Consider the following 11553-nt stretch of genomic DNA (forward strand, 5'->3'; position numbering starts at 1 on the left):
CGCCAGAACGAGGGCCAAGCATGGTTTACACCGTTCGGGAAGCAGGGGGCAGCAGTGTGGCGAGGGCCGGCTGCCTTTGGTCTAATCACGCCGCCGTCAGCCGGGTTCCAAAACCGTATTTCCCAGGCTTTCCGAGGCTTGAATTTGCCGCGTTTTCGGTGAAAAGCAGGTGACATGACACGCGGGGGTGACGGCATCATCGGATGGCGGCGCAGCGGCAGGCTGGTGCCGACGCTGATCCTTGCCACATGCCTGCTCACTTTGGGCCAAAACGCCGCGCAGGCGCAGCTTTTCTCCGATCGTCCGCCTCCGATACCGCCGGCGTCGGTGCCGGACCCCGGTAACGCCATCCAGCTGGCGCCCTCCGGACAGGCCGCCGGCCCCCCGAGCCTGCCGCCGACCCTGACCCAGCCGGTGACGCCGAGCATGCCGCCGCCCGCGGTCGCGACCGTGCCGCCGGCTGCGCCGCTCAACGCCGCCGTGCCCGGCCAGGGCGTGCTGTCGCTGACCGCAAGATACGGCAAGGACTCGGCCGCGATCACCAGCGGCCTGGTCTGGCGCGTGTTTGCCGACCGTCCCGACGAGAACGGCACCTTCAAGCTGATCAAGGAAGATCGCAACGCCACGCCCAACATCGTACTGCCGCCCGGCAATTACGTCGTGCACGTCGCCTTCGGCCTCGTCAGTGCGGTGCGCACCGTCAGCCTGAAGGCCGAGACCGATCGCGAATCCTTCGTGCTGCCTGCCGGGGGCCTGCGCATCGAAGGCCGCGTCGGCACCAGCCGCATTCCGCAGAACCAGATATCGTTCGCGATCTACAAGGGTAGCCAGTTCGAATCGGGCGAGCGCGCCTCGCTGGTGCCGAACGTCGCCGCCGGCGACGTCGTGCTGCTGCCGGAGGGCACCTACTACATCATCTCCAATTATGGCGACGCCAATTCGGTGGTGCGCTCGGACATCCGCGTCCAGGCCGGCAAGCTCACCGACGTCACCATCACCCACCGCGCCGCCGTCATCACGCTGAAGCTCGTCAGCGACCGGGGCGGCGAGGCGCTCGCCAACACCGCCTGGTCGGTGCTGACCCCCGGCGGCGACGTCATCAAGGAATCGATCGGCGCCTTCCCCCGCGTCGTGCTCTCCGAAGGCGAGTACCGCGCCATTGCCAAGAACGAAGGCAAGGTCTACGAGCGCGGCTTCAACGTCGTGAACGGTGTCGACGGCGAAGTGGAAGTCGTGGCGCGCTGAGGCGCTTTTGCGGCGATGCCGCATGGTCCGTATGCGATCAGCCGTTAGGCTTCGGATCCGGCACAATACTTCTCACTTTGTGCATCAATGCCCTATCTCCCGTTACCTTCTGCGCTTGCGTGCACAAGTGAGCAGAAGCAGATCGTAGCCGCTTGCTTGTGTTCGGCGCTGTATATCGCTGTCAGCGCTACCAAGCTGCGGCTCGAGGGCTAAGAAAACACCGCTGCCAAAGGCTTATTCCAGACGCGTCGCGACTTCGTTACGGCCAGCGCAAGTGCCGGTGGAAGATGCGTATTTCCGATAATCAAATTTATTCTCTTTCCATCCTGCTGCGTGATATGTCGGGCATCCGTCCAATGGGGGAGGCCGGCGCTGGTTCATGAACCTGCGTACCGGCAGGAGCAGGGGACCAAGCCCGTCGGCATGTTCGAAGTGATCCTCACCAGGCGCAAACGGTTCGGTTGGCGGTGGCAGGTGTGCGACCAGTCCGGCAAGATATTTGCCGACGGGTTCGAGCGAAGCCGGCCGGCCGCCAAATATCATGGCGAGCGCGCATTGTTCTTCCTGCTGTCGCAAGCCCATTTGCGCAATCGCTCCGCGGCGTCCAGCGAGGATTAGCGACGCGCCGTTCCGTAGGCCGGACGCATGCGGGCTACGAGACCTCAGGGCAAGGTCTCAAATGTCCACGACCAGCTTGCCCTTCGTCGCGTGATCCCGGATCAGCGCATAGGCGTCGCCAACGCGCTCCAGCGTGAAATGCCTGGGATCGACCAGCGGCACGAGCTTGCCGACTTCAACCAGGCGCGTCGCCTCCGCCATGATCTCTCCGTGATGCGTGCGGCCCTCGCCTGACAGCAGCGGGAGCAGCGTGAATACGCCGGAATAGGTGCCGGCGCGGAACGACAGCGGCGCCAGCGCATGCGTGCCCCAGCCGAGCGCGCTGACGACATGGCCGAAGCGGCGCACGGCTTCGAAGGAGGCATCGAGCACCTTGCCGCCGATGGTGTCGTAGACGATGTCGAAGCCGCGGCCGCCGGTATGCTCTGCAACGTAGGCCTCGATCGCGGCCTCGCGGTCGATGAAGACCGCGCCAAAGCCCTCGATGGTGGCGCGCTGCGACGCCGAGCCCGTCGCATACACGTCTGCTCCAAATGCGCGAGCGATCTGGATCGCGACATGGCCGACGCCGCCTGCGCCGCCGTGGATCAACACCTTCTGGCCGGCCTTCAGCGCCGCGCGGTCGATCAGGCCTTCCCACGCCGTGATGAAGATCAGGGGCAGGGCGGCCGCTTCGCGCATGCTCAGATTGGCCGGCTTCAATGCCAGCAAATCGGCATCGACGGCGGCGAATTCGGCGAGCGAGCCCTGCACGCCGCCGACGCCTCCGGTCATGCCGTAGACTTCGTCGCCCGGCTTGAACCGCGAGACCTGGCGCCCGGTCTGTTCGACGACGCCCGCAAGATCAAGTCCGAGGATCGCAGGGACCGGATGGCGCGCATGTGTCGCCGCGCCGGAATGGATCTTGGTGTCGAGCGGATTGACCCCGCTCCCGCGCACTCGCACCAGCACCTCGCGCGGGCCAATGGCGGGCGTGGAGATGGTTGAGAGGCGCAAGGGAGCGTTATGGGTCTCCAGCACGGCCGCGCGCATCGTCGAATGTCTCGTCATGATCGTCTTGCTCCGTTGTCGACCTCCAATATGCCCATGAATTTTTGCATGGAAAGGAATAAGGATGTACGATGATCGTGCGTTTTTGTATGAGGGGTTGTTGGATGGATTGGAGCGACCTGCGCATTTTCCTTGCGATTGCGCGCGAAGGCACGCTTGGAGCAGCCGCGCGAAAGATAGGCCAGACCCAGCCGACGATGGGGCGGCGGCTGCGCGCGCTCGAAACGGCTTTGGGGCAGGTGCTGTTTCAGCGCACCGCCGAGGGGTTTGTTCTCACCGACGAAGGCACGGCCGTGCTGCGCCACGCCGAGCGGATCGAGGAAGAGGCGCTCGCGCTCGAGCGGCACGCCTCCGGCGCGGAGACGCAGCTCGACGGCATGCTGCGTCTGTCGTCGTCGGACTGGTTCGGCACGGTGATGCTGTCGCCGGTGATTGCCGCCTTCGGCAAGCGTCATCCCAAGGTGATCGTCGAGCTTCTGACCGATGCGCGTCTCTACAGCCTGCCGCGACGCGAGGCCGATCTCGTCTTCCGCATCAAGCCGTTCAGCGAGCCCGAGGTGATCTCGCGAAAGCTGCTGCACATTCCCTACGCGCTCTACGGCAAGAAGGGCAGCAAGCCGCCGCGCGGGGGTGACGGCAGCGGCGTCCGCGTCGTGACCATGAATACCGAATTCGCCGACATGCCCGACGCCGTCTGGCTGAAGCGGACATTGCCGAAGGCGGACGTCGCCGCGCGCAGCAACAACAGGCAGGCGCAGGCCGAGCTCTGCGCCGGCGGCGGCGGGCTCGCCGTGCTGCCGCGTCCGCTCGGCGACCGCGATCGGAGGCTCGTCGCGTTCGATATCGGCGTGAGCCCGCCCGGCCGCGACACGTATGTCGGCTATCACCGAGACCTGAGGCGGCTGGCGCGTTTGCGCGCGCTACTGGACGTGGTGATCGAACGGCTGGCATGACGGTCCGGTAGGGTGGGCAAAGGCGCGCACTTTGCGCGCCGTGCCCACCATTTCTCAGCGATCACATCGGGCATTGGTGGGCACGCTTCGCTTTGCCCACCCTACGCATCAATCACTTGCGCTGCCCGTCGGGAAAAACAGCGGAGCCATCGGTCAACCCGCGCAAGCGTGATGGGTTTCGCTTCGCGCTACCCATCCTGCGAGCCGCCAGTCCGCATTCCGTCATTGCGAGAATGATACACGCGGGGCATTTCAAACGCCCGTCATAGTCTCTAACGCCCACTAACCAACACCTGACTTAAAACTGTCATAATCACTAAACTGGAACCCGCATCTGCGTCCTTTTTACACGCCATTAAGCCCGGCTGCATTGGATGCGCGGGGAATGTGCGTTGGGGACTGCAATGAGTGCCGCGAAGAAAGCGTCGGGGAAACCGGCCACCGAAATGTTCGACGACATCCCGGTGCTTCAACGCAAATGGCGTGCCGCGTTGAAGCCGGGGGACCGGCTGCCGCGCTATGAGGACGTGATGCTCGGCAGCCTGGGACGGCTCGCCGACCATATCGCGCTGCTGAAGAACGATGGTGCGCTCGAGCTGTCGCGCAGCGGACGCTACGTACAGAAATGGCTTGGCGAGGAGCGCTGGGACATCCCGGTCGCCGAACTCTCGCCCGATTGCTCGACCGCGCTGTCGGAAGCGGTTGCGAGCGCGCTTGCGAACGGCCGGCCTCACCAGGCGAGCGCGCATTGCGTGCGTGACGGCATGGTCCGGACCTATGACGTGCTGGCGCTGCCCACCGCCTCGCGCTGGGGCGCGACGCTGGTCGGCGCCTATGTCAACGAGCGCGGCGCGCAATACAATCTCCTCGACGCGATCTTCTCCTCGACCGACGATGCGGTGGTCTCGCTGGCGACGCTGCGCGATGCCGAAGGCAAGCCGTTCGATCTCCAGGTCGTGCACCACAACAAGAGCGCCGGCGCGCTGCTGAAGCTCGCGACCGGAAGCCTGCTGTGGCGGCGGATCGGCGCAGGCAGCACGCTGCTGGCCGCCCCCGAGATCATGGAATTCCTGCTCAAGGCCGTCTCGGGCGGCCGTGGCGAGCAGCTCGAGATCGAGAGCGAAGGGCGATACCTCCGCCTCAGCGCCACCGCCTTCGCCGACGTGGTCTCGCTGACGATCTCCGACGTCACCGCGCTGAAGCGGCGCGACGCCTCGTTCCGCCTGCTGTTCGACAACAACCCGATGCCGATGTGGGTGTTCGACGCCGAGACCAAGCAGTTCCTTGGCGTCAACGACGCCGCGGTCCAGCATTACGGCTACAGCCGCGCCACCTTCCTGCGCATGAAGCTGCACGAGATCTGGCCGCAGGACGAGTGGGAGAGCCACGCCGAGGCGCTCGAACGCCTCGGCGACACCTATCACTCCTCGCGCAACTGGCGGCACTTGCGCGCCGACGGCAGCGAGATCGAGGTGCTCACCTTCGGCCGCCGCGTCGCCTTCGACGACCGCGACGGCTATCTCGTCGCAGTGGTCGACATTACCGAGCGGCGCAAGGCCGAGGCGCGGATCGCCCACATGGCGCACCATGACGGGCTCACCGATCTGCCCAATCGCGAATACTTCCAGGAGCGCCTGAAGCAGGCGCTCGACCAGGCCGGCGGCAAGCGCGTCGGCGTGCTCTATATCGATCTCGACCTGTTCAAGAACATCAACGATTCCTTCGGGCATCCGTCCGGCGACCGGCTGCTGAAGGAGGTTGCCGAACGTCTCACCACCGCCGTCCGCGGCGCCAACCTCGCGGCGCGGCTCGGCGGCGACGAGTTCGCCGTGATCCTGGCGGCAGACGTCTCGCCGAATGAGGCGAGCGCCTGCGCGACCTTGCTGATCGACATGCTGCGCGCACCCTATGAGATCGACGGCCAGGAGATGGTGATCGGCGCCAGCATCGGCATCGCGCTGTCGCCCGGCGACGGCACGACGTCTGAAGAGTTGATGCGCAACGCCGACATGGCGCTGTACCGGGCGAAGTCCGACGGCGGCGGCGTGCACCATTTCTTCGAGCGCGAGATGGACCTTCAGGCGCAGAAGCGCCGCGACATGGAGCTCGACCTGCGCCGCGCCTTCGCCAATGGCGAGTTCGAGCTGCACTATCAGCCGCTGGTGTCGATCGCCTCCGACCGCATCTCCGGCTTCGAATCGCTGTTGCGCTGGCGTCATCCCGACAAGGGCATGGTCTCGCCGGCGGAGTTCATTCCCGTTGCGGAAGATATCGGGCTGATCACGCAGTTGGGGGAGTGGGTGCTGCGCGAAGCCTGTGCCGAAGCCGTGAAATGGCCGAGTGACGTCAAGGTCGCGGTCAATCTCTCGCCGGCGCAATTCCGCAGCCGCAATCTGGTTCAGGTCGTGATCTCGGCGCTGGCGCAATCCGGCCTGTCGCCGAAGCGGCTCGAGCTCGAGATAACCGAGTCGATCTTCCTCGCCGAGACCGATGCCAATCTCGCGATCCTGCATCAGCTGCGCGAGCTCGGCGTCGGCATCTCCATGGATGATTTCGGCACCGGCTATTCCAGCCTCAGCTATCTCCGCAGCTTCCCGTTCGACAAGATCAAGATTGACCGCTCCTTCGTCAAGGATCTGGCGCAGCGGCCCGATTGCGGCGCGATCGTGCGCGCGATCTCGGGCCTCGGCCGCAGCCTCAACATCACGACGACCGCGGAAGGCGTCGAGACCGAGGATCAGCTCGACTGGCTCCGTGCGGAGGGCTGCAACGAGGTGCAGGGCTTCCTATTCAGCGCGGCGCGGCCTGCCGCGGAGATCGCAAAGCTGCTCGCAGATTTCGGCCAGCGCGCCTCACGGGCGGCGTAGCCCCTCCGGATAGCAGTCGTAGACCAGCGCCTTGAAAGCTGGCGTGATGCGGCTGCGCTCGTTCTGCGTCTGCTGCATCATGAGGTAGACCATGTCGAGCTTGGGATCGACGCCGAAATAGGTGCCGCTGCCTGAGTCCCATTTCAACTCGCCGAGGGAGCCCGGCGGCGGCGGCTTCGCGTTGCCGGGATCGGTGCGCACAGCAAGGCCGTAGCCATAGCCGAAGCCATCACCCGGAAAATAGAAATAGTCGCGCCCGACGCCGGAGCCGGGCCCGATGTGATCGGTCGTCATCGCCTTGAAGGCCGCAGGGCTCAGATAACGCTTGCCCTCGAACTCGCCGCCGTTGAGCAGCATCTGCGCAAAGCGCTGATAGTCGGTGATGGTCGACAGCAGCCCGCCGCCGCCGGACTGCCATTCGGGATGGTCGAGACGGTCACGCTCGCCGGCGAGCAGGATGAAATCGTTCGGCAGCGGCCGCGCCATGCGCGCCAATTCGCCTTCCGTCGCCAGCGCGAATTTGGTGCTGGTCATGCCGAGCGGATCGAGGATGCGCTGCTTGAGGAACTCATACAGAGTCTGGCCCGAGATGATCTCGAGGACGGCGCCGAGCACGTCGGTGGAATGGCCGTAGCGCCACAGCGTGCCCGGCTGGCGCGCCAGCGGCAGCCTGGCGATGCGGTCGGCGAATTCCCTGTTGTTGAATTGACCCTCGAAGATGTTGGCGGCCTTGTAGGCCTGCTCGACCCATTTGCCGCCGATATAGTCGTAGCTGATCCCAGAGGTGTGCCGCAGCAGATCCTCGATGTTGACGGGACGGACCGGCGGCACCAGATCGAGCTTCAGCTTGCCGTCCGGCTCGGTGACTTCGATGCCCACCTTGGTATCGGCAAAGAGGGGCACGTATTTCGACACGGGGTCGGTGAGGGCGAGCTTGCCCTCGTCGATCAGCATCATCGCGCCGAGGCAGGTGATCGGCTTGGTCATGGAGTGGATGGCGAAGATCGTGTCCGGCGTCATCGCCAGGCCGGTCCTGGTGTCGCGCACGCCGAAGGTCTTGAGGTACACCGGCTTGCCGTGCTGCTGCACCAAGATCACGGCGCCCGGTAGCCGGCCGCTCGTGACCTCGTTGTCGAAATACGCGGTGATGCGGTCGAGCCCCTCGGGCGAGGGAGCGGGGATGTCAGCGGCGGCGCGGCCTCGCGCCATCGTGCCGGCCAGCAGCGCGGCCCCGACCAGAAATTCACGGCGTCTCATCCGGGCTTCCTCCCTCGCGGGAGGGATCAAAGCCGCAAGACGTCGAAGCCGTCAACAAGCCTTCGATTAAAATCGCGTCACGATTTCGGAAAGGAACGGTCGCGGACGATCCTCGCTCGGCCTGGTCGGCTTGCCGATATGGATGAAGCCGGCGAGCTTCTCGTCCGGCTTGAGGCCGAGTCCGTCCAGCACGTCGCGGTCGAACGAGAACCAGCCGGTCAGCCAGCAGGCGCCGTAGCCGAGCGCGGTCGCGGCCGTGACGATGTTCATGGCACTGGCACCCGCCGACAATTCCTGCTCGAACGTCGGCACCTTCGGATGCGGCCTGGTGAAGCTGACGATGCCGATCACCAGCGGCGCGTCCGTCAGGCGATTGCGCTCGGTCTCGACGTCGGCCGCCGGCGCGCCGGGATTCTTCCGCGCGAAGACCTTGGCAATCACCTCGCCGGCGCGCTGTCGCGCATCGCCCTCGAAGACGATGAAGCGCCAGGGTGCGAGCTTGCCATGATCGGGCACGCGTGCGCCGATGGTGAGGATGGTTTCGAGCTCGGCCGCCGAAGGGCCGGGCCCGGTCATCTCGCGCGGCTTGACCGAGCGGCGGGTCTTCAGGAGTTCGATGGCATCGGGCACGGGGCGTCCTCATGGCTTGCTGTTCTCGCCGGAGATAGGCCTGGCAGAAGACGAATGGAAGAGATTTTAGAGGGATTATGAGGTCTGCATCAGAAAGTTATGGTCCCAGGTTGGGACTATGATAAGATGAGTTGAATGAGGATCATAGCGCTCAGCACGATTGAGGCTTTTCTCGATCGGGCTGGCGAGGTCTCCGACGCCCGCGAGCCCCTGATGGCTTGGTTTCGGCAGGTGAAGCAGGCCGATTGGGCCAAGCCCGCGGATGTCAAGAGAGACATCCGAACCGCCAGCATCCTCAGGGATGGCCGCGTCGTCTTCAACGTCGCCGGCAACAAATATCGCGTCGTGGTCTGGATCAACTACCCATACCGCGTAGTCCATATCCGCTTCGTCGGAACGCATCGGCAGTACGACGCAATCGATGCGCAAACCATTTAGAAGGCCTATGATGGAAATCGCGCCAATCAAGTCCAACCGGGACTATCGCCGCGTCCTCAAGGAGATCGAGACGTTGATGAGTGCGCGCCGGAATTCGCCTGAGGGCGATCGGCTGGATGTGCTCGTGACGCTGGTCGAGGCGTGGGAGCGCAAGCACTATCGGCTCGATCTTCCGGATCCGGTCGAGGCGATCAAGTACCATATGGAACAGAGCGGCCTGCAGCCGAAAGACCTGATTCCCTTTATCGGGAGCCGAAACCGGGTTCACGAAGTGCTCAACCGGCGGCGTGACTTGACGCTCAGCATGATCCGACGGTTGCATGAGGGGCTCGGTATTCCTGCCGAGTCCCTCATCAAAGTCGGGCAAGATAGAGCCGCTTGAACGCCGTCAGACGGCGCTGCGAGCCCGCCGGACGTCCGGCGGGGTCGCCTCGTCGACCAGCGCGGCGATCGCCTCGGCCGTCGTCATCACCTTCTGGCCGTCGCTGCCGAGCCGGCGGACCGAGACCGAATGCGTCTCGGCCTCCTTCTTGCCGACCACGAGCAGCGCCGGGATCTTGGCCAGCGAGTGCTCGCGGACCTTGTAGTTGATCTTCTCGTTGCGCAGGTCGATCTCGACGCGCAGCCCTGCGCGTCGCGCCTGTTCCAGCACCTGCTTGGCGTATTCGTCGCCTTCCGAGGTGATGGTCGTGACTACCGCCTGCACCGGCGAGAGCCAGAGCGGGAAGTTGCCGGCAAAGTGCTCGATCAGGATGCCGATATAGCGTTCCATCGAGCCGCAGATCGCGCGGTGCACCATCACCGGCGGCTTCTTGCTGCCGTCATGGTCGATGTAGAATGCGCCGAACCGTTCCGGCAGGTTGAAGTCGACCTGCGTGGTGCCGCACTGCCAGTCGCGGCCGATGGCGTCGCGCAGCACATATTCGAACTTCGGCCCGTAGAAGGCGCCTTCGCCCGGATTGATCTCGGTTTTGATGTGGTTGTTCTGCGTCTGGATTTCGCGCAGCACTGTCGCCATCACGCGCTCGGCGTGATCCCACATCGCATCGGTGCCGACGCGCTTTTCCGGCCGCGTCGACAGCTTCACCGTCAAATCGCCGGTGAAGCCGAAGTCGGCGTAAGTCGACAGGATGAGATCGTTGATCTTCAGACACTCGTCCGCAAGCTGGTCCTCGGTGCAGAAGATGTGGGCGTCGTCCTGGGTGAAGCCGCGCACGCGCATCAAGCCGTGCATGGCGCCCGACGGCTCATAACGATGCACCACGCCGAACTCGGCGAGGCGCAGCGGCAGGTCGCGGTAGCTCTTCAGGCCGTGCTTGAAGATCTGCACGTGGCCGGGGCAGTTCATCGGCTTGAGCGCAAACCAGCGCTTGTCCTCGGCCTCGTCGCCGGCCGACTGCGCCGCGAACATGTTCTCGCGATACCAGCCCCAATGGCCCGACGTCTCCCATAGCACCTTGTCGAGGATCTGCGGCGCGTTGACTTCGTTGTAGTCGCCGGAGAGGCGACGGCGCATATAGGCGATTAGCTGCTGGAAGATGGTCCAGCCCTTCGGGTGCCAGAACACGACCCCCGGACCTTCCTCCTGGAAATGGAAGAGGTCGAGCTCGCGCCCGAGCTTGCGATGATCGCGCTTCTCGGCTTCCTCGATCTGCTTGAGATAAGCGTCGAGGTCCTCCTGCTTGGCGAAGGCCGTGCCGTAGATGCGGGTCAGCATCGGATTGTTGCTGTCGCCGCGCCAATAGGCGCCGGCCACCTTCATCAGCTTGAAGGCATTGCCGACCTTGCCGGTCGAGGTCATGTGCGGGCCGCGGCACAGGTCGAACCAGTCGCCCTGGTAGTAGATCTTGATCGGCTCGTTGCCGGGAATGGCGTCGACCAGCTCGACCTTGAAGGCCTCGCCCTTGTCGCGGAACACCTGTTTTGTCTTTTCGCGATCCCAAACCTCTTTCGTGAAAGGTTTGTCGCGCGCGATGATCTCGCGCATCTTCTTCTCGATCGCGGCAAAGTCTTCCGGCGTGAACGGCTCGTTGCGGAAGAAGTCGTAATAGAAGCCGTTCTCGATCACGGGGCCGATGGTGACCTGGGTGCCCGGCCACAGCGTCTGCACGGCCTCTGCCAGCACGTGGGCGCAGTCGTGGCGGATCAGTTCGAGCGCGCGCGGGTCGTCGCGATTGACGAGCTCGATCTTGGCGTCGGCCTCGATGGGGTCGTTGAGATCGGCGAGCACGCCGTCGAGCGCCATCGCCACCGTACGCTTGGCCAGCGACGGCGAGATGCCCTTGGCGATCTCGAGGCCGGTGATGTTCTTCTCGAACTGGCGCTGGGCGCCGTCGGGGAAGGTGAGGGTGACCTTGGCGGCGGGAGACACAGGCTTCAGATTCGACAGGCTGTACTGGAATCCGGACTCGGATTTGGGCTGGTCGGACATTGCTTTTCTCCTGAGGCTCACTCCTGCGAACGAGCGCAGGTAAGCGGAAAGCAGCGTATAGCAG

At 64.5% G+C, this 11553-nt stretch carries 10 protein-coding genes; 6 read left to right on the plus strand and 4 right to left on the minus strand.

Going from position 1 to position 11553, the window contains the following annotated elements; genetic code table 11:
* Positions 1 to 174 precede the first annotated feature (174 nt).
* The gene (locus AAFG16_RS20905) at positions 175 to 1245 is read left to right on the plus strand and encodes a hypothetical protein (RefSeq protein ID WP_342740381.1); all 1071 of its coding nucleotides are present in this window, start codon (positions 175 to 177) and stop codon (positions 1243 to 1245) included.
* Between the two features lie 423 nt (positions 1246 to 1668).
* Positions 1669 to 1863 carry a hypothetical protein gene (locus AAFG16_RS20910; RefSeq protein WP_283086148.1) on the plus strand — a complete coding sequence of 65 codons (195 nt, stop codon included), beginning with the start codon at positions 1669 to 1671 and terminating at the stop codon, positions 1861 to 1863.
* A gap of 57 nt (positions 1864 to 1920) precedes the next feature.
* On the opposite strand, the gene AAFG16_RS20915 is transcribed toward AAFG16_RS20910, so the two are convergent.
* The gene (locus AAFG16_RS20915; RefSeq protein WP_342740948.1) at positions 1921 to 2895 is read right to left on the minus strand and encodes a zinc-dependent alcohol dehydrogenase family protein; all 975 of its coding nucleotides are present in this window, start codon (positions 2893 to 2895) and stop codon (positions 1921 to 1923) included.
* Between the two features lie 122 nt (positions 2896 to 3017).
* Between AAFG16_RS20915 and AAFG16_RS20920 the strand changes: the two genes are divergently transcribed.
* Both AAFG16_RS20920 and AAFG16_RS20925 read left to right on the plus strand, forming a co-directional pair.
* Entirely contained in the window at positions 3018 to 3866 is an 849-nt protein-coding gene (locus AAFG16_RS20920) for a LysR family transcriptional regulator (RefSeq protein WP_342740382.1), read from the plus strand.
* Between the two features lie 404 nt (positions 3867 to 4270).
* Positions 4271 to 6733: an EAL domain-containing protein gene (locus tag AAFG16_RS20925; RefSeq protein ID WP_342740383.1), complete on the plus strand. Its 2463-nt coding sequence runs from the start codon at positions 4271 to 4273 to the stop codon at positions 6731 to 6733.
* Here the strand turns inward: AAFG16_RS20925 and AAFG16_RS20930 are convergent.
* On the minus strand, positions 6719 to 7990 hold the full coding sequence (locus AAFG16_RS20930) for a serine hydrolase domain-containing protein (RefSeq protein WP_342740384.1): 1272 nt from the start codon (positions 7988 to 7990) through the stop codon (positions 6719 to 6721). The genes AAFG16_RS20925 and AAFG16_RS20930 overlap by 15 nt on opposite strands.
* Positions 7991 to 8056: 66 nt before the next feature.
* On the minus strand, positions 8057 to 8620 hold the full coding sequence (locus AAFG16_RS20935) for a nitroreductase (protein ID WP_342740385.1): 564 nt from the start codon (positions 8618 to 8620) through the stop codon (positions 8057 to 8059).
* A 135-nt stretch (positions 8621 to 8755) separates the two neighbouring features.
* Between AAFG16_RS20935 and AAFG16_RS20940 the strand changes: the two genes are divergently transcribed.
* Positions 8756 to 9058, plus strand: coding sequence for a type II toxin-antitoxin system HigB family toxin (locus tag AAFG16_RS20940; RefSeq protein ID WP_342740386.1), 303 nt, complete (start codon positions 8756 to 8758; stop codon positions 9056 to 9058).
* Positions 9059 to 9068: 10 nt separating this feature from the next.
* Positions 9069 to 9440 (plus strand): transcriptional regulator, encoded by a 372-nt coding sequence (locus tag AAFG16_RS20945; RefSeq protein ID WP_283086934.1) that lies wholly within the window; start codon positions 9069 to 9071, stop codon positions 9438 to 9440.
* A gap of 6 nt (positions 9441 to 9446) precedes the next feature.
* On the opposite strand, the gene thrS is transcribed toward AAFG16_RS20945, so the two are convergent.
* Positions 9447 to 11489 carry a threonine--tRNA ligase gene (gene thrS / locus AAFG16_RS20950; RefSeq protein ID WP_342740387.1) on the minus strand — a complete coding sequence of 681 codons (2043 nt, stop codon included), beginning with the start codon at positions 11487 to 11489 and terminating at the stop codon, positions 9447 to 9449.
* Positions 11490 to 11553 lie beyond the last annotated feature (64 nt).

The sequence above is a fragment of the Bradyrhizobium sp. B117 genome (assembly GCF_038969555.1).
In the GTDB taxonomy this organism is placed as follows: Bacteria; Pseudomonadota; Alphaproteobacteria; order Rhizobiales; family Xanthobacteraceae; genus Bradyrhizobium.

Bases quoted from the DNA above. Each gene is read 5' to 3' on its own strand.
- AAFG16_RS20930 (WP_342740384.1), bottom strand. From the start codon at position 7,990: ATGAGACGCCGTGAATTTCTGGTCGGGGCCGCGCTGCTGGCCGGCACG.
- thrS (WP_342740387.1), bottom strand. From the start codon at position 11,489: ATGTCCGACCAGCCCAAATCCGAGTCCGGATTCCAGTACAGCCTGTCG.
- AAFG16_RS20905 (WP_342740381.1), top strand. From the start codon at position 175: ATGACACGCGGGGGTGACGGCATCATCGGATGGCGGCGCAGCGGCAGG.
- AAFG16_RS20910 (WP_283086148.1), top strand. From the start codon at position 1,669: ATGTTCGAAGTGATCCTCACCAGGCGCAAACGGTTCGGTTGGCGGTGG.
- AAFG16_RS20945 (WP_283086934.1), top strand. From the start codon at position 9,069: ATGGAAATCGCGCCAATCAAGTCCAACCGGGACTATCGCCGCGTCCTC.
- AAFG16_RS20925 (WP_342740383.1), top strand. From the start codon at position 4,271: ATGAGTGCCGCGAAGAAAGCGTCGGGGAAACCGGCCACCGAAATGTTC.
- AAFG16_RS20915 (WP_342740948.1), bottom strand. From the start codon at position 2,895: ATGCGCGCGGCCGTGCTGGAGACCCATAACGCTCCCTTGCGCCTCTCA.
- AAFG16_RS20920 (WP_342740382.1), top strand. From the start codon at position 3,018: ATGGATTGGAGCGACCTGCGCATTTTCCTTGCGATTGCGCGCGAAGGC.
- AAFG16_RS20940 (WP_342740386.1), top strand. From the start codon at position 8,756: ATGAGGATCATAGCGCTCAGCACGATTGAGGCTTTTCTCGATCGGGCT.